Consider the following 23,497-nt stretch of genomic DNA (forward strand, 5'->3'; position numbering starts at 1 on the left):
ATGATAAGACTAAGAACCAAAACAAAATTTACGGTCCCTTTTGAAAGAGGTGTAAGAAGTGAATTCATTCATTTAATCATAGAGAGATTAGATATTGATGCACTGAATATCACACCGATAGGCTATTACTATTTTATAGATGAAAACGATCAGGTTCAAAAACTTGATGATATTAAGCAAAATCCAAAATTGTGGGAAGATATCGAGTTTGCAGAATTAGGTACTCTTCCTGAAATGAATTCAATGGTGCATTTGAAACAAAATATAATCCAAAGATTGACGGAATTTACATTGTTTCAGTTGCAAATGGAAGACGGTACAAATTACGGAACGTCTTATACTGATTGGGAGTTAGTAATATGACAGGCAGCAAATCAAAATATTTCCACCAATCCCCCGAAACTTTAGCGGAAGGCCACAAAAAGTTAATTACTTATTTGAAATTGTGGAACTATTCAGATATGCAAATAGGTATTTACGAAAAAGCATACGAATACTTCTGTGATTTCCCCCAAGATTTTGACGGTGCAACCATTGTAAAAGATTTGTATCACATTCCGGGCTTAGATATTAATGCGATGCTTCATGATTACCAATATTTGATTTTCAATGCAGCGGCTAATTTATATACCAAATGGTATTGCGACAAGTTGTACGCAAAGCAAATGGAACATTTAGGAAAAGGCGAAGCAAGCTGGAAGCGTTTTTCTCTGTTAAAAATAACCGGATTACCCTTCTGTCTGTACGCGATTTTCAAAAGAGGATTGATAACCAAAGAACAACGCCGTTTGTTTTTTCACGATTACGAAATTTTAATGAATTAAGAATTAAAGAGTAACCATTTTAAACCTACCAACCATGTCATTAGAAACAATTTTAGCCATTTTTTCAACTCTTTTCGGAGGAACGGGCGTTTTTGCTTTTTTAGGAGCGAGAAAAGAACGCATTGCGCAATCAAAAATCACAGAAGCTTCGGCCGCAGAAGCCGTGCAAAAAATATACCATCAGATGATTATTGACACGAACGTGAAAATGAATCAGATGCAGGAGGAGATCAACTCCCTGAAGGTGGCTCTTAAAACGCAGGTTGACAAATGTAACAACTGTTCAAAAAAATAAGATTATGAGTTTATATGATAACGATAAAAACCATTCAAACAAGCATTTGGCCTACGGCTTACTGTTTTGGTTCAGCATTATTCTGATTTTCCTTTTATTGGCTTCCTGCCGTGCGAAAAAAACAACGGTGGAAACTTCATCTGTTGAAACAAAAGAAATCGTAAAGGATAGTGTGATCGATATTGAAAAATCGGAAGTGATAATAACCAAATCGGTTCCGGTACATACTGGAAATTTCTATCCGTATGATTCTACGCGAAAAGACAATCCCATTTTTGAAAACGAGATTGACAACGGGACTACGAAAGTAAAAATTTCATCAACCAACAAAGGATTACTGATTACAACCGAGAGCATTCCGGTAGAAAACAAAGAAAGTACGCATTTTAAGGGGATTAAGCAAAACCACAACCGGGAAAAAGAAAACATTACAGAAAAGACCTGGTACCAAAAAATTATTGCGATACCGATTTATTTTAAATGGTGGTTTTGGCTCTTAATCATCGCCGCCTATTTAGTACTTAGATTTTATATCCGGAAGATCACACTTTCAAAAAAAATCATCGATACCATTGAAAACAACAACGATTGATTTAGCGAACTATAAAAAACCTATTGCGATACTTAGTGTCGCAACAATAATCTATTTGTTTATGAATAGCAATAAAGCATTTGCAAAAGTAACCGCCGACAACATTCGCAGAGGTTGTGATAAAGATTGGGGCTGTGGTGGCTTCGGTGACAGCCGAGGAAGCCGCGTACACCAAGGTCTTGATATTAAAACCGTTCCAGGGCAAAAAATAACGTCTCCTATTTCCGGTACGGTAACACGTTTCCCCTACCCTTATGGTGACGATTTGCGTTGGACCGGCATTGAGATCAAAAACAGCCAGTATCATGTGAAGATTTTTTACATGAGTGCTTCCGTAGCGGCAAATACCGCAGTTAAACAAGGTCAGGTAATAGGGATCGCGCAAAACATCGCTTCCAAATATTCATCCACCATGACCAACCACGTACATGTTGAAGTTAGAAACGCCAAAACCGGCGCATTAATTAATCCTGAAACACTTTTTTAAGATGAAAGTAGATAAATCAATTTTAATTCCTGCGGGAATTGCCGTAGCCGCAATAGGCATATATTTTTTGACAAAACCAAAAAAAGAAGAACAGGCCTTCGAACAGACCAATCAAGGGACAACTACACCAGTAGCGACAAATGGAGGAACACCTCCAAGCAACGGAACCACAACACCAACAGTAACGATCAATAAAAACAAATTATTGAAAAAAGGCGTAAACGGTGCAGAATCCAAAGAACTGCAAAAGTTATTAGGCGTTACTGCCGATGGTATTTTCGGTGCGCAAACCGAAGGGGCCTTGGTAGCTAAAAAAGGGGTTACACAAACCACCTTAAACCAGTATGGAACATTGCCAAATATCAATCAGGCCCCTATCGCAGTAGGTAGCAGCGTAATGGTAAATATAAGGGAGGGACTTATACCTAAATGGGCTACCAAAATGGCTGACGGAAGTTTTTCAATGTCGGATAAGAACTATTACAAAACATTCAAATATGGAGATGAGATAGGTAAAATTGTCTCTCAAACACCTTCCAAAAATTACTACGTTGTAGAAATTGAGTTTTTCCTTGCTCCTAATGAATATGTTTTTGTTTCTGCAGCAAACGTAAAAAAAATATAATGAAACCGGTTATCGCTTTAGGCATCTTGGCTGCTTTGGGATTTGCGTTGTATAACGAATCACAAAAGAAAAAACGGCCACCTGTTTATTACCGTAAAAATTTAACAGGTGGTTATAATGCAAAAACGATTCCTCCCTTTGGAATTTATATTTTAGAAAGCCAAAAGGAAAATAAGGCGCTATTAGAACATGAGTTGATACACTGGAAACAATATCAGGAAAAAGGATTGTTTAAGTTTTATTTTGACTACTACAATCAGTATAATTCATACGGTTATGATAACATGCCCATGGAAATCGAAGCAAGAGCAAATGAAGATGATTTTTGTAGAACCAACTATACTCATTGCGTAAGGAATGGTTTAGCAAAAACAATATTTGAACCAAATTTCAGATTTTAGAATATGAAAACAGTATTAAAAGTCGTAGGTGTTGCCGCATTGGCCACTACCCTATTCGCTTTCAAAAAGAAAAACGACTACACCAAAGTCATTAATGAAATGGATTTTAAGCCGGACAACATTTCAAATGTAAGATTGAATGGCCCGCAGGTGCTTTTTGATTTGGCGGTTCGTTTTACCAATCGAACTGACATCGACTTTGACGTGTTTACTGCAGGTGTAATTTCGCTGAAAAAAATCAGGGTTTTTATCAATAATACCTACATCGGTGAGGCCAACAGTAACATGACGGAAATTTCCATTCCGGCTTACAGTTCAATTGTAGTTCAAAAAATATTAGTTGCATCGCCAATGTTGCAAGTTTTATCTGAATTAACTACATTTGAAAATCTCAATGACTTCAAAAACATTAAACTGGAAGTTGTTGTAGAAGCATTAGGTGAAGTCTATGTATTAGAACAGCCTTTGCAATTATAGCCATTTAAAACCAACCAAACCAACCATGCCAAACGCAATATCCAAATTTAACGGATTGGGCGCTGCTGCCGTTTCCCGTAATTATTTAGAAGAACTAAAACACCAGGCGGAAAAAGAAGGAAACCACGAAATCGTTTCCCGAATTTCGACGTTGTTAGAAGCCTATCCGGATGGTGAAGAATTTACACTGGAGGTGGATAACCCCGTGCAGGAAGTTTCCGGGCTTGGAGGGTTATCTATTTCTGATTTTCAATTTTTAGACTACGAAGAAGCTTCCGAAAATGAAGAGGTTTCCGGATTAAATAAAGCCGTTTCTCCGAATGACATTTATCAGATGCTAACTGATAAAATGATTAAGCTGATAAAGAAGGCAAAAAAGGAAGACTATGTGAGGAAATGGAAAACCAAAGGGTATCTGATCGCATATAATTTTGAAAGTAAAAAACCATACAAAGGAATCAATCAGATTGTTTTGGGAGGTATTTTTGAACCAATTGACAACCCTTATTATTTAACATTCAAACAGGTTCAGGAACTTGGTGGAACCATTAAAAAAGGAAGTATCGGCCACGAGGTAATTTATTACACAAAATACGATAAAGAAGTTACCAAACAAGTACGAGACGAATTCGGAAAGGAAACTGGAGAAACCAAAGAGGTAACGGAATCATTTTTTGCTATAAAATATTACAATGTGTTTAATGGCAATGATATTGAAGGAATCGATTTTGATTTGGATAATTTTCCTTTACGTGGAAAACTTGAAAACGAAATCGTTACCACCGGAAATAACAAACCGATCGAAGCTGCTGATCTGATTATTAAAAACTATCCAAAACCGCAGCCCACTATTAAGCACGGCGGGAATAAAGCCTATTTTGACTTAGAAAACGATTTAATTCAATTACCCGATTTTCAGAGTTTCGAAAGTTCCCAGGATTACTACCGAACCGCATTGCATGAGTTATCACATAGTACCCTACTTCCCAACAGATTAAACAGGAATCCGGATATTTCCATCCGTAAGGAATACGCCTTCGAAGAATTGGTAGCGGAGTTTGGTGCGGTGTTTTTATCTTCCCAAGCGGGAATAATTTTCTACACCAATAAAAACCATGCCGCCTATTTAAAAGGTTGGAACGAGGCCTTAACGCAAATGAAAAACGACAATCGATTTTTTATTAAAGCAAGTGCTGCCGCTCAAAAAATAGCCGATTATATTTTGCAACCCGATAGTAATGGCGTGTTTCTATTTACAAAAGGTTTAAATAAAAAGACAAAAGCAAAACTCCCGGCGAAACCTAAAAAGGAAACCGCAGCACCGGAAAGCTTTGCCGATAAACCTAAAAGCGTTTCAGTGGCCACAGCAATAAAAGACGTTTTAAGTTTGCCAAATTTCAAAGGTATTAAGGAATTACAAGCAAGTATAATCTATAAGCATTTCAAAAACAGAACGGAAAACCTGAGCGAAGATGAATATCAGTTAATTGAATCCGATTATGAAAAAGGCGTGTTGAAAAACAAAAGCCGTTTACATGATTTCTACTTTGACGAAGAATTATTTTTAACCGCTAAAGGGTATGAATTTGTAAAATCTGTCAATGACCGATTAGAAAGCTTACGAAATCAAAAACACAATTTTTCCCTTTTTAAGGGCTTAAAAGGCGTTGCAATTGACACGGATAAATTCCGAAATATGTCAGTTGCAGAACTTCGCCGTTTTACCCTGGACTATTACAACTCCCATTTAAAAGGAAAGAAAGTTTCAATAAAAAACGCTTTGAAAGAAGTTGTTTTTGTAACCGATACCGGTCGTAAAATGTTGAAGCCTATGTATTCCGAAAAAGCGGCAGTAGTAGAACATTTGGAAGAACTAATAAAAAAATCGACGTATAACAATTGGGGCAATCGAAAAGAAAAAGACAGTCCGGATGTGTTGGGTTATTTAAACTTTAAATCAAAGTTGTCTATTGACGAAAAGAAAAGACACGTTCGTATTTCAATTATTATAGACAGGGACAGGAAAACAAAGCTTAAAAGTGTCGAAGTTGGTAAAATAAAAAAAAGCGGCAAATCCCGCGAGGTGGCCGTAACCAGTCCTAAAGTCGAGGGGGAAAAACCGCTTCCTGAAAACAAAGATACGGAAAAAGGATTGAATTCGCCAAATTTCGAAAATGTAACTACATATGAAAATCAAGAAGTTATAATTTTGGATGCACCGGAACCGGTTAAACAAGTACAAAATACATCTATTGTTAATCATGCGCCGGTTGTGGTTCATTCTACTCAAACAGAAAAGATTAATAGTGCGGTTCGAGACACTGTTAGTCATGTTCCTTTGGTACAGAACAAACAGGCTCAAATCATTCGGGAAGTAAGCCCAAAACATCAAACTTTGAGAGATTTATTAAATAATGATGAAGTAAATCAATTGTTTGACATTCCTGGTGATGTGGGTGAATTGTTTGGGGATATTGAAATTAAACCAAAAGGAAGTGTAGTTGTTACCCTTTCATCTCCGCAAGGTGGCGGTAAAACAAGAGCGGTTTTGCAGTTTGCAAATGCCTTAGCGGTTAATTATCGGGTGAAAATATTCTCATTGGAAGAACAAAAAGAAAGTTCTTTGTTTAAAGGCAAAGTTAGGGATTACATTGCGCCGCAAAACATTGATAACATTTCAGCCGATAGTGAATTACCAAACGGCATTGAAACTATTCACAGCGCAATTAAAGATTTTGATGTTATTATTGTGGATAGTTGGAGTAAAATGCTGGAAATTGACAGCCGTTTAAATTTAGATCAGGATTTCAGAAAAAAATATGATGGGAAACTATTTATTTTCATTTTTCAACAAACCTCTGACGGTAAAATGTATGGCGGTGCTAAAAATCAATTTGATGGTGATGTTATCCTGTTCGTGGAAAAATTCCCAGACTACCGACTAAGTTATATTTATCCGGATAAACACCGATATACCAGTACACCACTAGATCAGTTAAGATACAATATTTTCACACAGTCTTTAATGAGAGAAGAAGCTGAGGAAACCGAACCAACAGAAGTAATACAATTATAAATAACCATTTAAAACCACACATTATGGCAACAGAGAAAAAAACCACTCGAAAAAAAAATCAGACCGCAAGAACGGTATGTAGAAAAGTAATTAAAGTTGAAGGCTTAAAAGTCGACGGAACATTAAAAAAAGGATATAAATACGCTCCTGGAGGACGAATTGTAAAAGTAGCAACGGCGAAAAAAGAAACCGAAAAAAAGAAACCGGCAGCAAAGAAAAAAAGCGTTAGTAAAAAAAGACACAAGTCATTTTTGAGTTTCCTCGGTCTTTAGAAGTAGTAAATTTAGGTTAGTTAGTTGAAATTATCCCGGGCATTTTGTTCGGGATTTTTTTATATTTATCAGTCCTTTTTCAATGTTTTATTGAATAATAATATTACAAAGCGTTGGGTAATTCGTTAATATTTATAGTACCATTACTCCATAAAGCTATTTCTCCTTTGTCACTTTTTGGAAAACTAGGATCGATCTTACTAAAAATGTACTTCCCTTCTCCACTTTGTATAATAGAAAATGATTGCCTGCCGTTTTGGTTTTTTATAATTCTAATTGATTCTGTCCAAGAGTTATTATCAGAATTAAAAAAGATTGTAATTGCTGTTTCGTTCGTTGTTGTATCAACAAAAAAGGTTTTCATTTCAGTTGGTCTTAACGTGCCTAAATCAATTGGATTGACTCCCAAACCAAGTACCCGAATGTCCATCCCACTAACATTTAAATAATCTGGTATTACGACAAATTTAGCAGTTAAATTTTTTATTGCATATTCTCCTTGAAGCCCGATGAGAATTTGCGTTTGCGCACCATTGTTTTGCGATGGGCCAAGAAATGCAAGAGGGTAACTCCCTTGACTAGTAATTTGATTAGTATGCTTAATTATTTTTTCGGATAATTCAATATTTTTTGAGGTAAGTGACTGTATTTGCTCTCCCTGATCCTTAATTGTCTTATTTAATTTTTGTTCAGTTTCATCACCATCTTTCTTTGCAGCTAAATAGCTAAAATACATTGCCGCTACAGTACAAATCATTGCTAAAAGATAAAATATATTCATGTTTTTAGATTTCATAGTTTTTAAAAATTTACTAATTTCCCTTATGCAACGAAAGAGCCAGTGGCTCTTTTTGCTTTCCGCAATTATACGGGGTATATATCCACTAACTTTAAAAAGTTAAGCCCTTTCCGGGTTCCTCTCGATGGAAGCTGCATGTCAAATATAATAAATTATTTCTTTTTTGCATTCGCTTTTTTAATCGATTCCGAGTAATCATCCGGCAGTTCTGCATCAATATCACGCAGGTACTTTTTTAAAGCTTCGTGAGTTGCATGGCCGGTTATCATCATTAGTTTGCTTTCCGCTTCAAAAATGGTTAAATCCTTTCGAAACTCCCTGTATAATTTGGTTATAAACGTATGTCTGAAACTATACATTCCGTAATTTTCATCTAATCCGAATTCCTTTTTTACTTTATTAAATTGCTTCGAATAGTAATTTCTTTTATTATCATCTTCCGTCTCCCAATTCCCACCTATCTGATCCATAGCGAACAAATAATCATTCTTTGAGAATTTTGACAAATCCGGAATTTCATCAAAAAGAATTCGGGGAATGATCTTTGTTTTTACCGCTTTGGTTTTTGTTTTAACATGAAGTTGCCTGCTTATAAAATCGATATCACCAACTTTAAGGCGGCAGACTTCAACCGGACGCAGAAAGTTGTACGAAATGAATTTAATGAACAGTAATAAGGTTGGATAGCTTTTTTCCAATAATTCAAAAATTTCAGCTTCTTGTTTTACTGTATAAGTCCTGTTTCTTACAGGGGTAGAAGTCATGACATTAATTTTATCAATAAAATTTGCTTGAACAATTCTATTATCCACTAAAGCCGTGTAAAACACAGAAATGATACTCCTTGTGTTATTCCGGTTTGATGCGCTCGACTTTTTAGCAACTGAATTTAGGTAGCTGATAACAACATCTTCATTTACAGAAGTTATGAAACGATATTCCCAACCGTTATTTATAAGCCAGTCTTTGAATTGCGTTAAGCGACTTTTGAAATCGCGATAATAGGAATCGGAAATTTGCCCTTCTTTTAATTTCAGTATAAAATCTATTGCATCCGGAGCCGTATATTTCCTTGCTTCCTCGATTACGTCAGTTTCATCATAAGGATTATAACCGTTTTCCAAAATAAGCTGAACTGTTTCTCTTAATCGTTTAATTGCTTTATTTCTACCGCGAAGTGTCTTATACGACATTATTCCCGTGTCGATGGTCGGCTGTCTTTCGAGTTTTCCGGTTTCGGGGTTTCGGTAGGAGAAATAGACATACCACCGCCTGGACAGATCGCCGTTAGCGTCGTAAATCTTTGGTTCTGAGTATTTTTTCTTACCGTTCAAATCGTATGCGTAATCGTATGCGTTGGCAATTAGTTTTGTGATTTTTGGCATAAAAAAAGCGGCTTAAAAATCGCTTTAAGCCGCTTCGTTGTTGAGTTTTTTAAACCTCAAAAGTAAGGGTGAAAGACGGGTCTCGAACCCGCGACCTTCGGAACCACAATCCGACGCTCTAACCAACTGAGCTACAATCACCATTTGTTTACGGGTGCAAATATAGGGCATTTATCTATTTTCGCAAATAATTTTTTAAAAAAATTATATCAAATCTCCTAAACTATTGACAGCCAAATATCTTTCAACCGTAAATCCTTCACCAAAATCCGTCCCGATGAGCCTTCCAAGGTCCTGAGAACGGTAAACCAGGCTCTCCATAAAGTTTTTTGTAGCGATCGGCGTGATCGGTTCGGTCGAATTGGGTTCGTAAAATTGGGAACTGTACGCCATAATAGCTTCCACTTTTTTATCTGTAAATCCGGTTACGTCCACTACAAAATCGGGTTCGATGTTTTTCCACTGAATATAATGGTAGACTAAATTGGGTCGCCACGCTTCCTGCGGTTCACCGTTTACCTCAGTTTCGATTCGGCGCAAGCCTGAAAGAAAACAAGCGTCGGAAACCAGTTTGCTGCCTTTTGCGTGGTCAATATGACGGTCGTCTACAGCATTGCATAACACGATTTCGGGTTTATACTTTCTAATCATTTTAATAATTTCCAATTGATGCTTTTCATCATTCACAAAAAAACCGTCGCGAAATCTTAAATTTTCACGGATCGTAACCCCCAAAATTTCTGCAGCATTAGCCGCTTCCGTATCCCGTATATCAGCAGAACCACGCGTACCGAGTTCTCCCCGGGTCAAATCGACAATGCCGACCTTCTTTCCAAGCGAAATTTCTTTGGCAATCGTCGCGCCACAACCCAGTTCAACATCATCGGGATGCGCCCCGAAAGCAAGTATATCCAGTTTCATATATTAATTCAGAATTTTTTTCATGGTCATCGATTTATTAACCGTCTCAAGGAACTCCTTTTCCGGATCACTGTCCTTCGTAATTCCGCAACCAACAAACAAATGCGCTTTTTTATCTTTTATTTTCATACATCGTAGGTTGACAAACAAATCGGAATTTTCACTCCTTCCGGTGGCAAAATTCATGTTCAGTTCGCCTAAAAAACCGGCATAATATTCTCTGTCGTATCCTTCGTTCTGCAGGATAAAATCTTTGGCCAATAATTTCGGATACCCACAAACGGCGGGTGTTGGATGCAAAATTTTCAAAACCTGTTTCAGACTGTTAGCGTCATTCATCTTGGCGGAAATATCGGTTTTAATATGCAGCAGATTCCCCGCATAAGCCGTGTACGGACTAGAAACTATCTGCTCCGAAACATGATCTTTGAGGTTTTCCAGAATGAAATCGGTTACGAGTTGTTGTTCGTCTTTCTCTTTCTGTTTCCACACAACGTCCTCTTTTCCTTTATTGACTTTGGTTCCCGCTAAGGCAACGGTGTGAATTTCAAAATCCTTCACTTTTAGTAATTGTTCCGGAGTTGCCCCCATCCACAACCCTACTTTCGGATGAAAAAAGCAATATTTAAAGGCCTGCGGATAATTATGTAAAAGCTTCTGAAAAAAATCGGTTACATCAAAATGATCCAGATTCACGATTTCTTCTCTGGAAAGCACGACTTTTTTAAAATGTCCGGAATGAATATCGGCTACAGCCTTTTCGACCATTTGCTCAAAATCGTGTTTGGCTTTTTCGTCCATCTCATAAAAAACCGATGGCGTAGTGACTGTCGGATTACTTTCAAAATGCTCGACAATAACATCCAGATGGTTCTCCGGTAAAAGTACGTAATTTTCACTGTCGAAGGGCGCGAATACAAATCCGTTTTCCTCGAACGATTCCACGAAATACAAATGATCATTGCGCTGAAACAGCCCAACAATCTCTTTAGCATTTGGCTTGGAATACAAAACAAAAGGAAGCTGTTGCTCCTGATGCGTTTTTACTTTCAGAAATAAATCGGTCATATTTATCTTTTTCTTGGTAAAACCATAGTGGTTAGTTTGCAAAGCGAAACCAGTTTTTCGTGTTCGTCAACGATTCTGATTTCCCATAAATGAATACTGGCACCTTTGTGAATAATTTTAGCAGTGGCGGTCACCATTCCTTCCCGTTTGCTTCGCAGGTGATTTGCTGAAATTTCAATACCGCGAACTTCCTGCTTTTCCGGGTTGACAAACATCATGGATGCCGCACTGCCCACGCTTTCTGCCAAAGCAACTGAAGCACCGCCATGCAACAGACCCATTGGTTGATGTACTCTCGGATTAACAGGCATGGTTGCTACCAGAAAATCTTCGCCGGCATCGGTAAATTTCATCTCCAGTGTTTCCATCAAAGTATTATAACAGTAATTATTGCATCGTTCCAGTACTTTATCTTTATCAAATGACATAGTTTCTTCTTTAGATGTGTAAATTTATGAAATGTAATATCAAATTAACTACCTGCATTTAAACTAATTTGTTTTAAAAAACGTTAATAACGATAGGACAATCTGCACTAAAATTTAAAATTTTTCAATACTTTTACCAAAATAAGCTTTTTTTATGCGTCATTACATTTATATCCTTTTTATCGGATTTGTATTATCACTTACCTCATGCCGTCAGGATTTTGAATTTGAACCCAGCACCGGTGGCCTTGAATTCTCAAAACAAACCGTTTATCTGGACACGGTTTTCACCAATATCGGTTCAAGCACCTACACCCTTAAAGTTTATAATAACAGTGACAAAGATATTGAAATTCCAACGCTGAAACTGGGTGAAGGTGAGAATTCAAAATACCGTTTAATGGTAGACGGAATTCCCGGAAAAGTATTCAATAACGTGGAATTACTGGCCAAAGACAGCATGTTTATCTTCATCGAAACTACTATTGATTATACCGAATATGCCAATCCGGATTCGGAATACCTTTATACCGATAAGATTGAATTTCACAATATCAGTGGGACTCCTCAAACCGTTGATTTGGTTACTTTAGTAAGAGATGCTTATTTTTTATATCCCAAACGAGACAGTGAGGGAATGTACGAGACAATTCCAATAAACGGAGAACAGGAATACGGATTCTTTTTGGACCATAATGATCCGGTAAACGGTGATGAATACCATTGGAACAATACAAAACCCTACGTGATATATGGCTTTGCAGCAGTTCCTTCTTTAGAAACTTTAGAGATTGATCCGGGCGCTAAAATTCATTTCCATGCTGATTCCGGTCTGATTATAGGAAGCAATGCCACTATAAATTCAGTCGGAGATTTTTCCGATTATGATGCGGAAGGAAACGTGACTGTAGACAACGAAATCGTCTTTGAAAGCGATCGTCTTGAACCTGATTTTGCTGATGTTCCGGGACAATGGTTAGCCATTTATATGACAGAGGGCAGTAACGGCACATTCAAAAATACCACTATTAAAAATGCCGCTGTAGGTTTACTGATTGATAATAATGCAGGCACAGTGAATTTGAATGAGGTTCAGATTTATAATTGTTCCGATTTTGGAATATTAGCCCGAACTGCTACCATTAACGGACAAAATGTCGTTATTAACAATTGCGGTCAGGCAGGATTAGCCTGTACTAACGGCGGAAACTATAATTTTACACACTGTACATTTGCCAATTATTGGCCACGACCGAATCAGGTTCCGGTTTACATCGATAACGGAGACGTAGAAACCCCTTATGATCTTACCAATGCTAATTTTACAAATTGTATCATTTACGGATCAGGCAGCTACGGAATTTCATTGAAAAAAGAAAGTTCAGGAAGTTTTAATTACAATTTCAGAAACTGTCTGATTAAGTTCTTTGATTTCGGGCAATTTGAAACCGATCCTTTATATCCGATTGCCAATACCGCTAATTACCCGGGTTGTATCATTGCATTAAATTCAACGTCCAATAAGCCTGATTTCAAAAACCCATCTAAGAATCAATTGATTATCGGAGATGATTCTGCTGCCAACGGAACTGCAGATTTTTCTTTTTCTGATGGGACTGTCGACATTTTAGAAGATCCGAGACAGGATCCTTCCGATATGGGCGCTTACAATTCTATTGTTTTTCCAAATTAATTATTAACCAAAACCAAAAATAATTATGAACAAAACAATTTTAACTTTAGCAATTGCTTCTTTAAGCTTAATTGCCTGCAAAAAAGACGAAGAGAAAAAAGGGGATGCACCGGCTTCCACAACAGAAACTCCAGTCGCAGAGCCTGAAACAGCCACTGCAATTCCGGATTCGGCAGCTATTACCAAAGCCTGGACAGAATATGCCACCCCTGGTGAAGCCCACAAAATGATGATGGCAGAAAACGGGACATGGAACGGAGACATGACCATGTGGATGTCTGCCGGAGCCGAACCAATGAAAAACACTACCACCGCCGAATATAAAATGGCATTGGGAGGACGTTATCAGGAGGGAACTTACAAAGGGAATTTTATGGGAGCACCGTTTGAAGGGAAAAGCACTTTAGCTTATGACAACGCTACTCAAGAGTACACTTCCACATGGATTGACAATATGGGAACCGGAATCATGATTATGAAAGGAAAATACGATCCTGCCACAAAAATGTTCAGTTTTGAAGGCGACTGCGTAGATCCGGTTACGAAAAAAACCAAAAAAATGAGAGAAACGATTACCATAGTTGATGAAAATACCCGTAAAATGGAAATGTACGACACCGGTTACGATGGTAAAGAATTCAAAAACATGGAAATCGTGTCGACCAAAAAGAAATAATCTTTGAAGGATTTTTACTGTAAAAAGCACAAGGTAAATCTTGTGCTTTTTTTATGAATACAAACTTTGTTAACTGACTTTTTTAGAATAAATTTGCACTTTAAAAACAACAACACAAACTGTACAGACAAGTCCAAGATTTGTCTCTAAAAAACCGAAATAACATGATCCATTTCTTCGGAAACCAAACGAACACTGTTTTTGCAGTCCAAACGCAAAACGAATTATCGACTGAAGACATCTCAAAACTAAACTGGCTTTTTGGCAACGCACATAAAATAGAGAAATCCGTACTTGCGGATTTTTTTGTTGGACCTCGTGCCGCTATGGTAACGCCATGGAGTACCAATGCTGTTGAAATCACTCAGAATATGGGTATTTCAGGTATCATCAGAATTGAAGAATTTGAAAAAGTTGCTGCTGATTTTACCGATTTCGACCCGATGATTTCTCAAAAATATTCGGAGTTAAACCAAGACATTTACACAATCAACATCCAACCCGAGCCTATTTTGGACATTGAGGATATTGATGCTTATAACAAATCGGAAGGATTGGCTTTAAGTCCGGAAGAAGTGGAATATCTGAATAATTTATCTATTAAATTAGGCAGAAAACTGACGGATTCTGAGATTTTCGCTTTCTCGCAAGCCAATTCGGAGCACTGCCGTCACAAAATCTTCAACGGAACATTTGTGATTGATGGTGTGGAAAAACCGACTTCCCTATTCAAATTAATCAAGAAAACATCGGAAACAAATCCAAACGATATTGTTTCCGCTTATAAAGACAACGTAGCTTTTGTAAAAGGACCAAAAGTAACTCAGTTCGCACCAAAAAGTGCTGACAAACCTGATTTCTATCAGGAAAAAGAATTTGATTCGGTTCTTTCCCTAAAAGCAGAAACACACAACTTCCCTACTACCGTGGAACCGTTCAACGGAGCTGCTACAGGTTCGGGAGGAGAAATTCGTGACCGTTTAGCTGGTGGACAAGGTTCATTGCCTTTAGCAGGAACTGCAGTTTACATGACTTCCTACTCAAGACTGGAAGACGATCGTCCTTGGGAAGACACCATGAATGCAAGACCTTGGTTGTACCAAACACCAATGGACATTCTGATTAAAGCATCTAACGGAGCTTCGGATTTCGGAAACAAATTCGGGCAACCGTTAATTACAGGTTCGGTTTTAACTTTTGAGCACGAGGAAAACAACCGCAAAATCGGTTACGATAAAGTAATCATGCAGGCGGGTGGAATCGGATTCGGAAAATTAGATCAAGCCATTAAAAAGAAACCACAGGAAGGTGATAAAATCGTAATTCTTGGTGGAGAAAATTACAGAATCGGAATGGGTGGAGCTGCGGTTTCTTCTGCAGATACAGGTGCGTTTGGTTCGGGAATCGAATTGAATGCCATCCAACGTTCCAATCCGGAAATGCAAAAACGTGCTGCCAATGCCATTCGTGGTTTGGTGGAAAGTGATAACAACCCAATCGTATCTATTCACGATCACGGTGCCGGCGGACATTTGAACTGTCTTTCGGAATTGGTGGAAGAAACTGGTGGATTAATCGATTTGGATAAATTACCTGTTGGGGACCCTACCCTTTCGGCTAAAGAAATCATCGGAAACGAATCTCAGGAAAGAATGGGATTGGTTATCGGAAAAGAAAATATTGATATTTTACAAAAAATCGCTGACAGAGAGCGTTCCCCAATGTATCAAGTTGGTGATGTGACTGCTGATCACCGTTTTACGTTCGAATCAAAATCGACAGGTGCAAAACCGATGGATTATGCTTTGGAAGATTTCTTCGGAAGTTCGCCAAAAACCATCATGACCGACAAAACAGTTGCTACAAATTATTCCGATTTAGCCTATACAACTGAAAGTATTCCAACCTACTTGCACCAGGTATTGCAATTGGAAGCCGTAGCTTGTAAAGACTGGTTAACCAATAAAGTAGACCGTTGTGTGGGCGGACGCGTTGCGAAACAACAATGTGCCGGACCATTACAATTACCGTTGAACAATGTTGGGGTTATGGCCTTGGATTTCAAAGGAAAAGAAGGTATTGCAACAACAATCGGCCACTCGCCTATTTCGGCTTTGGTTGATCCTGTAGCGGGTTCAAGGACTGCAATTGCTGAAGCCTTATCCAACTTGGTTTGGGCTCCGCTAAAAGACAACTTACAATCGGTTTCGCTTTCTGCTAACTGGATGTGGGCTTGTAAAAACGAAGGTGAAGACGCCCGTTTATACGAAGCGGTAAAAGGTTGTTCGGATTTCGCTATCGAATTGGGAATCAACATTCCAACCGGAAAAGATTCGCTTTCCATGAAACAAAAATATCCGAATGACGAAGTAATTGCACCGGGAACGGTTATTATTTCGGCTGCCGGAAACTGTTCTAATATTACTAAAGTTGTTGAACCAGTTCTTCAAAGAAACGGCGGAAACATCTACTATATCAACTTATCTCAGGACAACTTCAAATTAGGAGGAAGTTCATTCGCGCAGATTTTAAACAAAATCGGTTCGGAAGTACCTACGATTAAAAATGCCGCTTATTTTAAATCTGCTTTCAATACACTTCAGGATTTAATTAAAGACCGTAAAATCAATGCCGGACACGATATCGGAAGCGGTGGTTTAATCACTACGTTATTGGAAATGTGTTTTGCAGATGTGAATTTAGGCGCTTCATTTGATTTAACTTCCCTTGGAGAAAAAGACACGGTAAAAGCATTATTTAACGAAAATATCGCTGTGGTTTTCCAGGCGGATGCTTCGGTTGAGGCTGTTTTTGCTCAGAATAATATCGAAATATTCAACATCGGTTCGGTTGTGGAAGGTAAATCGGTTACCATTAAAAACAACACCGATTCGTTTACTTTCGATGTTGCCAAATTGAGAGATACGTGGTTCAAAACGTCTTTCCTTTTAGATTCGAAACAATCGAAAAACGGAACCGCTTTGGCACGCTACAACAACTACAAAAACCAACCGCTTACCTATACTTTCCCATCGCATTTTGACGGAAAAGCACCGGTTATCGACAATACAAAACCAAGACCAAAAGCAGCCATCATCCGTGAAAAAGGAAGTAATTCCGAGCGCGAAATGGCGAATTCAATGTATCTGGCAGGTTTTGACGTAAAAGACGTTCACATGACCGATTTGATTTCGGGTCGTGAAACCTTGGAAGATATTCAATTCATCGGAGCTGTTGGAGGATTCTCGAACTCAGACGTATTAGGTTCTGCCAAAGGTTGGGCTGGAGCGTTCTTGTACAACGAAAAAGCCAATACGGCACTGAAAAACTTCTTCAAACGTGAAGATACTTTATCGGTTGGAATCTGTAACGGTTGTCAGTTGTTCATGGAATTGGAATTGGTAAATCCGGAGCACGAAGTACACGGAAAAATGTTTCATAACGACAGTCGCAAACACGAAAGTATCTTTACTTCAGTAACGGTACAGAAAAACAACTCGGTAATGCTTTCTACTTTGGAAGGAGCTACTTTAGGTGTTTGGGTTTCGCATGGTGAAGGTAAATTCCAATTACCGTATGCCGAAGAAAAATACAATATCGTTGGAAAATACGGGTACGACGCTTATCCGGCAAATCCAAACGGATCTGACTTCAATACAGCCATGATGTGTGATAAAACCGGACGTCATTTGGTAACAATGCCACACATTGAGCGTTCGACTTTCCCTTGGAACTGGGCGCATTATACCGATAACGGACAAAAAGACGAAGTGACTCCGTGGCACGAAGCCTTTGTGAATGCCCGTAAATGGATTGAAGCAAGAAAATAAAAAATATACACTTTTATTTACAAAAGCATCTTTTTTTAAAGATGCTTTTTTTGTATCATTGCCGAAAATTCTTTCATTTGGCTATGAATCATGACAATTGCTTAAACTGTGAGACGCCGTTAGCGGGGAAGTTCTGTTCTGAGTGCGGACAAAAATCAGACACACATCGCATTACATTCAAACATTTCATTATGCATGACGTTTTACACGGTGTCTGGCATTTTGAAAAAGGCATGCTTTTTACCGCCAAAGAAGCGCTTCTCCGACCTGGAAAAGCGGCACTGGATTATATCGGCGGAAAACGGATTCGGTATTACAATGTGTTTTATTTTATTTTACTGCTGCTCGGTTTGAATTTTTTCTTAAATCATTATTATGACCAAATCTCGGCTGAATATTATTCAATTTCCAATACAGATACTCATATTAAGAATGGTTTTGAAAAATTTATATCCTCGAATGCAAAAAGCATAATTCTTTCTTTCGTTCCCTTTTTCGCCCTAAACAGTCTTATTCTTTTCAGAAGAAAAAAATTTAATTTAAGCGAACACTTTATAATTGCCGGAATTACTTTTTTAGGAATTTTGATTTTAGTTACATTTTCCAATGCATCGGGCTTTTTAAATTTCATCAAATACCTTTATTTCATTAGTATTTTAGACGGATATCTCACTCCGCTTGTCATAATCGCGTATACGATTCGCAGCTATTATTCAACATTTTCAGACTCGTATACAAAATTTGGATTCAGTTTACGAATGTTCCTTTTTCTGTTATTCTTAGCAATCGAATTTATTTTGCTGATGCTAATCATTTTTGGCTATGTAACCGATTGGAAATCTGGAAGTTTTAGTTATCATTCATAAAAAAAGCCCCAAATAGTATCTTACTTTTAGGGCATGTACAAATCGGGGCTTTTTTTTATTTTGTAGCAAGTTTAGCTTTCTCTTTTCGGCTTTCGTAAGCATGAAGGTAATCCCCTTTAGGCTTGCCCAAATCAAACGAACTCCATTTGGTTAAAAATCGGGTTCTTTCTCGGGCATCATCCCTGTCTGCATCTTCATATTCGATTCGGTATAAAGCCGAATACATTTCGGCGCGACCGGTTCCGTGATAACAATGAATCAAAACCGGGTAATTGTCCGGATTATCCATAATTTTCAGGAACGAATCTACTTTATCTTGTGTTGGCACCTGATCTGATGGATTACTGTAATAATTCACCCCTTTTATTTTTGCGACAGCTTCTTTTTCCTGCTGCAATTCACCCGGTTGCTCAGGATTCAGAACCAAATCATTGGTTCCGGGCATTCTCAAATCGACTATCGACTTAATATTGTACTTTTTAACATAGCTTTCAATCTCGTCGGGAGGAATCACGCCGCTTTTGTATACTTTTCCTTCCGTGATGGTTTCGAAGTTGTGGTTGATGTTCATATCGTAAACATACTTCCCTACTCCAGCCACAACAATCAAAAGAACCAATAAGCCTATTTTCTTCTTCATCTTTATTTTTTATAATATAATTTCTGATCAATAATTCTTTCGAAGTAATCCTGTATAATAGCTTTACAGGCTTCTCCGTTTTCCAGCATTTCTTTATTCAGTTTGGCAATCAAATTACGCTCTAAAGCCTTATCCTTAATATCATAATATCCAACCACATTCTTTCCGTCGAAAGTGCAAATATAATTCCCGCGCTGAAATTGGTACAGATTTCCGTTGAAGTTAATCGTATACGGTTTTACTTTCGTATCCCCAATCAGACTTCTTCCCCAACTTCTAAATGGTTTATCATAGCCAACCATGTCTAAAATGGTCGGATAAATATCAATCTGCTGTGCTAATTCTTTATTAACCCCTTTCAGGCTTCCGTCGGGTTTATAAATAAGGATTGGTGTAGCCGTTCTGTTGACCACTTTTTCATATTCATCGTAATACGTCTGATTTCCATGATCGGCAGTTATGATGAAAATCGTGTTTTTAAACCAAGGTTGCTTTTTAGCTTCTTCAAAGAATTTTTTAAACGAATAATCGGTATATCCCACACACTGGTGCATTGGTACATTCCCTTTCGGAAACTTATTTTTGTATTTTTCAGGTACTATATAAGGTTCGTGGGAGGAAACCGTAAATACCGTACTGAAAAACGGTTTTTGTTTCTTATCCAGCGTCTGCTTCATGAACTGAAGGAAAGGCTCATCCCAGATCCCCCAAACCCCGTCAAATTCAGCATCGTTGTTGAATTCGGTTTTCCCGTAATAATGATCAAAACCAAGAATATTTCCGAAGCCTAAGAATCCCATCGAACCATTTGGAGCACCATGGAAGAAAGATGTATCATATCCCATTTCTTTCAGACAGGAAACCAACGATTGAATTTTCTGTTTCGGAAACGGTGATGATGTAAAGGCATCCCTAAACGATGGAACACCCGCTAAAATGGATGACATTCCGTGAATGGACTTACTTCCGTTTGCGAAACCGTTCGTATAAATCATACTGTGTTGCGCCAACGAATCCAGAAAGGGGGTATATCCCTGATAATCCGGAATATTCATATCTTTATTGAATGATCCCCAATATTCCCTTCCGAAACTTTCTGTGATAATCAATACCACATTCGGAGTAGATTTTGGATTGTTTCCATAGTGCTTAATCGGTTGAAAATTCGCTTCCACGACACTTTTATCGACCAGATTTATTTTCTTGAAACTTGTTTTTCCTATGGTTCTGATGATGGCAAACGGAGTATTTAAAATAATGTCAGCATGTTGCGGTTTTTCCACATATCGGTTGGCATCGATTAAATTTAATGGACGTGTGCTCTTTTTAAAATCGCCTCGTATTCCTCCAATCGATAAAAAAGCAACAACCAGTAATCCAATAAAGGAAAAAGGGAAATATTTTACTTTGCTGTGTGTAACGGGTTCATGAATGACTCTGACTTTTTTGTACAGATAAATCCAAAGCGCTGCCATGACAAAGAACAACAAATACACATGCCAATAACTGATTAAAAAACGGAACATCATTGCTGACTTGTCTTTTTCATGTTCTAACGAATCCCAAACCGTTATGGTGGTACGGGCATAGATGAACTTATAATAAATCAGGTCAATGAAATTCGTCGCATACGCAATTAAATTGGCTACAAAATAGAGATAAAACAGGAATTTCTGATAACCGTGTTTCGTATTGATCCATAACGGTAAAACCGAAAACAATATAAATAATCCGTTTATGTAAAGAATTGCGGTAGTGTCAAAGGTTAATCCGTGATAAGCCAGTCTGAAAAATTCGCTCACAGAATCCACTTTCAACAAACTGAAATTGTAGATAAAAAATAAGATTCGGGCAATAAAATAGAACAAATACACCAGCAACAACCTGTAAAATAGTGCTTTATATTCTTTTATACGAAAGAAGTTCTTCATGTTAAGTTAATGAAAATCAGTTTTTTTAGCGTCCAAAAATACAAAATAAGACAGTGATTGCTGCCTCATTGGGAAAAGATTAATAAACTTTTAAGCCTCAGCACTGAATTTTACAATTGATACCTAACTTTTTTCAGAGGAATAATACCAAAATATAGTATGCTTACATAGTATTTTAACCTCCAAAGCCCTATTTTTAATTCTTCAAGTTGAGGAACTGAGATGAAAAACACATTAAAAACAGACCAAATTCACCGAATTAAAGAATAAAGACTTCATCAAGAACAAAATACAAAGTAATAATTACCAACACTTTATAATTAAATTTTAGCAAAAAACCAGTAAAAAAGAATAAACATCAATCTATTTTTCTTTTTTTTTGCAATAAAATTTAATTTTTCATAATTTGCAGGAATAAAATCCTAGAAAATGAATCAAATCACACGTCTTTTTGATTTTCCTTACTATCAACTGGAAAAATATAATTTATCGGATGCTCTCGTTACCAAACAAAACGGAGAATGGATTAAAACTTCCACTAAGGAATATCTGGATAAAGCGAATACCATTTCCCGTGGTTTGCTTCGGATGGGAGTTCAGAAAAATGATAAAATCGCTATCATTTCCTCCAACAACAGAACCGAATGGAACATTACCGACATCGGTGTTTTACAAACCGGAGCACAGACAGTTCCTATTTACCCAACCATTTCAGCAGAGGATTACGAATACATATTAAACCACTCGGAATCAATATATTGTTTCGTTTCAGACAGTGAGGTTTTCGCAAAAATAAATTCCATCAAACACAATGTCCCAACACTAAAGGAAATTTATTCCTATAATGATATTCCGGGATGTAAAAGCTGGAAAGAAGTTTTACAATTAGGTGAAGACACATCTAACCAGAACGCTGTTGAAGAACGAAAAAACAGCATTGTAACAACCGATTTGGCTACCCTTATTTATACTTCGGGTACTACGGGTCGCCCAAAAGGCGTCATGTTAAGCCATCAGAATATTGTATCCGATGTATTGATGAGTGCACCGAGAGTACCACTCAGAGCAGGCGATTGCCGCGGATTAAGCTTTTTACCTGTTTGCCATATTTTTGAAAGAATGATTTTGTATCTCTACCAATATTATGGTATCTCCATTTACTTTGCAGAAAGTATTGAAAAGATGAGTGACAATCTGAAAGAGGTGAAACCTAATGTAATGACAGCCGTGCCGCGTCTTTTGGAAAAAGTGTACGATAAAATCTATGCTAAAGGCGCCGATCTGACCGGAATTAAAAAGAAATTATTCTTCTGGGCCATTGATTTGGGATTGGTTTACGAACCATACGAAGCCAATGGCTGGTGGTATGAATTCCAGTTAAAAATTGCCCGAAAGTTAATTTTCAGCAAATGGAAAGAAGGCCTTGGCGGACAATTGGAACTTATGGTATCCGGAAGTGCAGCACTGCAGCCGAGACTGACAAGAGTGTTTGCCGCAGCAGGAATCCCAATCATGGAAGGTTACGGTTTAACAGAAACATCACCCGTAATTTCAGTAAACGAAGAAAAAAACAAAGGATTTAAAATCGGAACCGTAGGTCGCGTTCTGGACGGTGTTGAAGTAAAAATCGCTGAAGATGGTGAAATCTTATGCAAAGGGCCTAACGTAATGATAGGCTACTACAAAGACGAAACCCAAACCAATGAAGCTCTTAATGGGGGCTACTTCCATACAGGAGATATTGGTGAAATCGATTCCGAAGGCTTCCTGAAAATCACCGACCGTAAAAAAGAAATGTTTAAAACCTCAGGCGGAAAATATGTTGCTCCGCAGGTTTTGGAAAACACCTTAAAACAATCCCGTTTCATCGAACAGATTATGGTAATTGGTGACGGTGAAAAAATGCCGGCCGCTTTCATACAACCGAATTTTGACTTCGTAAAAGAATGGGCAAAATTAAAAGGCATCTCTATTGGTTCAACCGAAGGTGAAATCTCTTCAAATCCTGACGTAAAACAACGTATCGAAGAAGAAGTGGAAGAACTGAATAAAAAATTCGGAAACTGGGAACAAGTGAAAAAAATCGAGCTTACTCCGGAAATCTGGTCCATTGACGGAGGACATTTAACGCCAACCATGAAATTAAAACGTAAAATCATAAAAGAAAAATATCAATATCTTTATGATAAAATCTATAATAATGATTAAAAA

General features: G+C 37.7%; 22 protein-coding genes and 1 tRNA gene. 15 read left to right on the plus strand and 8 right to left on the minus strand.

Annotated elements, in window-relative coordinates; translation table 11 throughout:
- The 10 genes from FLJC2902T_RS08440 (at window position 1) to FLJC2902T_RS08485 (ending at window position 7,049) form a co-directional block, all read left to right on the plus strand.
- Window positions 1–363, plus strand: coding sequence for a hypothetical protein (locus tag FLJC2902T_RS08440; protein ID WP_035677920.1), 363 nt, complete (start codon window positions 1–3; stop codon window positions 361–363).
- 98 nt (window positions 364–461) lie between these two features.
- Entirely contained in the window at window positions 462–824 is a 363-nt protein-coding gene (locus FLJC2902T_RS08445; protein ID WP_155958881.1) for a hypothetical protein, read from the plus strand.
- A gap of 34 nt (window positions 825–858) precedes the next feature.
- Entirely contained in the window at window positions 859–1,119 is a 261-nt protein-coding gene (locus tag FLJC2902T_RS08450) for a hypothetical protein (RefSeq protein WP_023579383.1), read from the plus strand.
- A 4-nt stretch (window positions 1,120–1,123) separates the two neighbouring features.
- Complete coding sequence (locus tag FLJC2902T_RS08455; RefSeq protein WP_023579384.1) at window positions 1,124–1,711, plus strand: hypothetical protein; 588 nt, start codon at window positions 1,124–1,126, stop codon at window positions 1,709–1,711.
- A gap of 61 nt (window positions 1,712–1,772) precedes the next feature.
- The gene (locus tag FLJC2902T_RS08460; protein ID WP_035677923.1) at window positions 1,773–2,198 is read left to right on the plus strand and encodes a M23 family metallopeptidase; all 426 of its coding nucleotides are present in this window, start codon (window positions 1,773–1,775) and stop codon (window positions 2,196–2,198) included.
- A 1-nt stretch (window position 2,199) separates the two neighbouring features.
- Window positions 2,200–2,823 (plus strand): peptidoglycan-binding domain-containing protein, encoded by a 624-nt coding sequence (locus FLJC2902T_RS08465; RefSeq protein ID WP_023579386.1) that lies wholly within the window; start codon window positions 2,200–2,202, stop codon window positions 2,821–2,823.
- Window positions 2,823–3,224 carry a hypothetical protein gene (locus FLJC2902T_RS15800; protein ID WP_051364337.1) on the plus strand — a complete coding sequence of 134 codons (402 nt, stop codon included), beginning with the start codon at window positions 2,823–2,825 and terminating at the stop codon, window positions 3,222–3,224. The genes FLJC2902T_RS08465 and FLJC2902T_RS15800 overlap by 1 nt, the downstream gene beginning before the upstream one ends.
- A gap of 3 nt (window positions 3,225–3,227) precedes the next feature.
- A complete protein-coding gene (locus FLJC2902T_RS08475) occupies window positions 3,228–3,701 on the plus strand; it encodes a hypothetical protein (protein WP_023579387.1) in 474 nt (157 codons plus the stop codon).
- A gap of 25 nt (window positions 3,702–3,726) precedes the next feature.
- Window positions 3,727–6,777: a zincin-like metallopeptidase domain-containing protein gene (locus FLJC2902T_RS15805; RefSeq protein ID WP_023579388.1), complete on the plus strand. Its 3,051-nt coding sequence runs from the start codon at window positions 3,727–3,729 to the stop codon at window positions 6,775–6,777.
- A gap of 23 nt (window positions 6,778–6,800) precedes the next feature.
- Entirely contained in the window at window positions 6,801–7,049 is a 249-nt protein-coding gene (locus tag FLJC2902T_RS08485; RefSeq protein ID WP_023579389.1) for a hypothetical protein, read from the plus strand.
- A gap of 103 nt (window positions 7,050–7,152) precedes the next feature.
- On the opposite strand, the gene FLJC2902T_RS08490 is transcribed toward FLJC2902T_RS08485, so the two are convergent.
- From FLJC2902T_RS08490 to FLJC2902T_RS08515, 6 genes are all read right to left on the minus strand, one after another.
- On the minus strand, window positions 7,153–7,845 hold the full coding sequence (locus FLJC2902T_RS08490) for a hypothetical protein (RefSeq protein ID WP_023579390.1): 693 nt from the start codon (window positions 7,843–7,845) through the stop codon (window positions 7,153–7,155).
- Window positions 7,846–8,000: 155 nt separating this feature from the next.
- Window positions 8,001–9,233 carry a tyrosine-type recombinase/integrase gene (locus FLJC2902T_RS08495; RefSeq protein ID WP_023579391.1) on the minus strand — a complete coding sequence of 411 codons (1,233 nt, stop codon included), beginning with the start codon at window positions 9,231–9,233 and terminating at the stop codon, window positions 8,001–8,003.
- A 66-nt stretch (window positions 9,234–9,299) separates the two neighbouring features.
- Window positions 9,300–9,375: transfer RNA gene (locus FLJC2902T_RS08500), tRNA-His, on the minus strand.
- 62 nt (window positions 9,376–9,437) lie between these two features.
- Window positions 9,438–10,154, minus strand: coding sequence for a bacillithiol biosynthesis deacetylase BshB1 (bshB1, locus tag FLJC2902T_RS08505; protein WP_023579392.1), 717 nt, complete (start codon window positions 10,152–10,154; stop codon window positions 9,438–9,440).
- 3 nt (window positions 10,155–10,157) lie between these two features.
- Window positions 10,158–11,222 (minus strand): isochorismate synthase, encoded by a 1,065-nt coding sequence (locus tag FLJC2902T_RS08510; protein WP_023579393.1) that lies wholly within the window; start codon window positions 11,220–11,222, stop codon window positions 10,158–10,160.
- Window positions 11,223–11,224: 2 nt separating this feature from the next.
- On the minus strand, window positions 11,225–11,650 hold the full coding sequence (locus tag FLJC2902T_RS08515; protein ID WP_023579394.1) for a hotdog fold thioesterase: 426 nt from the start codon (window positions 11,648–11,650) through the stop codon (window positions 11,225–11,227).
- A 154-nt stretch (window positions 11,651–11,804) separates the two neighbouring features.
- Between FLJC2902T_RS08515 and FLJC2902T_RS08520 the strand changes: the two genes are divergently transcribed.
- The 4 genes from FLJC2902T_RS08520 to FLJC2902T_RS15810 all read left to right on the plus strand — a co-directional run bounded on the left by FLJC2902T_RS08520 (window position 11,805) and on the right by FLJC2902T_RS15810 (window position 18,715).
- Window positions 11,805–13,343 (plus strand): right-handed parallel beta-helix repeat-containing protein, encoded by a 1,539-nt coding sequence (locus tag FLJC2902T_RS08520; protein ID WP_023579395.1) that lies wholly within the window; start codon window positions 11,805–11,807, stop codon window positions 13,341–13,343.
- 25 nt (window positions 13,344–13,368) lie between these two features.
- The gene (locus tag FLJC2902T_RS08525; protein ID WP_023579396.1) at window positions 13,369–14,019 is read left to right on the plus strand and encodes a DUF1579 domain-containing protein; all 651 of its coding nucleotides are present in this window, start codon (window positions 13,369–13,371) and stop codon (window positions 14,017–14,019) included.
- 164 nt (window positions 14,020–14,183) lie between these two features.
- Window positions 14,184–17,849, plus strand: coding sequence for a phosphoribosylformylglycinamidine synthase (gene purL, locus FLJC2902T_RS08530; protein ID WP_023579397.1), 3,666 nt, complete (start codon window positions 14,184–14,186; stop codon window positions 17,847–17,849).
- Window positions 17,850–18,040: 191 nt separating this feature from the next.
- Window positions 18,041–18,715 carry a DUF3667 domain-containing protein gene (locus FLJC2902T_RS15810; RefSeq protein ID WP_023579398.1) on the plus strand — a complete coding sequence of 225 codons (675 nt, stop codon included), beginning with the start codon at window positions 18,041–18,043 and terminating at the stop codon, window positions 18,713–18,715.
- A gap of 55 nt (window positions 18,716–18,770) precedes the next feature.
- On the opposite strand, the gene FLJC2902T_RS08540 is transcribed toward FLJC2902T_RS15810, so the two are convergent.
- Window positions 18,771–19,355: a dual specificity protein phosphatase family protein gene (locus tag FLJC2902T_RS08540; RefSeq protein WP_023579399.1), complete on the minus strand. Its 585-nt coding sequence runs from the start codon at window positions 19,353–19,355 to the stop codon at window positions 18,771–18,773.
- Window positions 19,356–19,357: 2 nt separating this feature from the next.
- Window positions 19,358–21,286: an LTA synthase family protein gene (locus FLJC2902T_RS08545; protein ID WP_023579400.1), complete on the minus strand. Its 1,929-nt coding sequence runs from the start codon at window positions 21,284–21,286 to the stop codon at window positions 19,358–19,360.
- A 429-nt stretch (window positions 21,287–21,715) separates the two neighbouring features.
- Between FLJC2902T_RS08545 and FLJC2902T_RS08550 the strand changes: the two genes are divergently transcribed.
- Window positions 21,716–23,494: an AMP-dependent synthetase/ligase gene (locus FLJC2902T_RS08550; protein WP_023579401.1), complete on the plus strand. Its 1,779-nt coding sequence runs from the start codon at window positions 21,716–21,718 to the stop codon at window positions 23,492–23,494.
- Window positions 23,495–23,497 lie beyond the last annotated feature (3 nt).

The organism is Flavobacterium limnosediminis JC2902 (assembly GCF_000498535.1).
Lineage (GTDB): Bacteria > Bacteroidota > Bacteroidia > Flavobacteriales > Flavobacteriaceae > Flavobacterium > Flavobacterium limnosediminis.

Bases quoted from the DNA above. Each gene is read 5' to 3' on its own strand.
- FLJC2902T_RS08520 (WP_023579395.1), top strand. From the start codon at position 11,805: ATGCGTCATTACATTTATATCCTTTTTATCGGATTTGTATTATCACTT.
- FLJC2902T_RS08545 (WP_023579400.1), bottom strand. From the start codon at position 21,286: ATGAAGAACTTCTTTCGTATAAAAGAATATAAAGCACTATTTTACAGG.
- FLJC2902T_RS08485 (WP_023579389.1), top strand. From the start codon at position 6,801: ATGGCAACAGAGAAAAAAACCACTCGAAAAAAAAATCAGACCGCAAGA.
- FLJC2902T_RS15810 (WP_023579398.1), top strand. From the start codon at position 18,041: ATGCATGACGTTTTACACGGTGTCTGGCATTTTGAAAAAGGCATGCTT.
- FLJC2902T_RS08445 (WP_155958881.1), top strand. From the start codon at position 462: ATGCAAATAGGTATTTACGAAAAAGCATACGAATACTTCTGTGATTTC.
- FLJC2902T_RS08550 (WP_023579401.1), top strand. From the start codon at position 21,716: ATGAATCAAATCACACGTCTTTTTGATTTTCCTTACTATCAACTGGAA.
- FLJC2902T_RS08440 (WP_035677920.1), top strand. From the start codon at position 1: ATGATAAGACTAAGAACCAAAACAAAATTTACGGTCCCTTTTGAAAGA.
- FLJC2902T_RS08460 (WP_035677923.1), top strand. From the start codon at position 1,773: ATGAATAGCAATAAAGCATTTGCAAAAGTAACCGCCGACAACATTCGC.
- FLJC2902T_RS15805 (WP_023579388.1), top strand. From the start codon at position 3,727: ATGCCAAACGCAATATCCAAATTTAACGGATTGGGCGCTGCTGCCGTT.
- FLJC2902T_RS08450 (WP_023579383.1), top strand. From the start codon at position 859: ATGTCATTAGAAACAATTTTAGCCATTTTTTCAACTCTTTTCGGAGGA.
- FLJC2902T_RS08490 (WP_023579390.1), bottom strand. From the start codon at position 7,845: ATGAAATCTAAAAACATGAATATATTTTATCTTTTAGCAATGATTTGT.
- bshB1 (WP_023579392.1), bottom strand. From the start codon at position 10,154: ATGAAACTGGATATACTTGCTTTCGGGGCGCATCCCGATGATGTTGAA.
- FLJC2902T_RS08515 (WP_023579394.1), bottom strand. From the start codon at position 11,650: ATGTCATTTGATAAAGATAAAGTACTGGAACGATGCAATAATTACTGT.
- FLJC2902T_RS08495 (WP_023579391.1), bottom strand. From the start codon at position 9,233: ATGCCAAAAATCACAAAACTAATTGCCAACGCATACGATTACGCATAC.
- FLJC2902T_RS15800 (WP_051364337.1), top strand. From the start codon at position 2,823: ATGAAACCGGTTATCGCTTTAGGCATCTTGGCTGCTTTGGGATTTGCG.
- FLJC2902T_RS08455 (WP_023579384.1), top strand. From the start codon at position 1,124: ATGAGTTTATATGATAACGATAAAAACCATTCAAACAAGCATTTGGCC.
- FLJC2902T_RS08525 (WP_023579396.1), top strand. From the start codon at position 13,369: ATGAACAAAACAATTTTAACTTTAGCAATTGCTTCTTTAAGCTTAATT.
- purL (WP_023579397.1), top strand. From the start codon at position 14,184: ATGATCCATTTCTTCGGAAACCAAACGAACACTGTTTTTGCAGTCCAA.
- FLJC2902T_RS08540 (WP_023579399.1), bottom strand. From the start codon at position 19,355: ATGAAGAAGAAAATAGGCTTATTGGTTCTTTTGATTGTTGTGGCTGGA.
- FLJC2902T_RS08475 (WP_023579387.1), top strand. From the start codon at position 3,228: ATGAAAACAGTATTAAAAGTCGTAGGTGTTGCCGCATTGGCCACTACC.
- FLJC2902T_RS08510 (WP_023579393.1), bottom strand. From the start codon at position 11,222: ATGACCGATTTATTTCTGAAAGTAAAAACGCATCAGGAGCAACAGCTT.
- FLJC2902T_RS08465 (WP_023579386.1), top strand. From the start codon at position 2,200: ATGAAAGTAGATAAATCAATTTTAATTCCTGCGGGAATTGCCGTAGCC.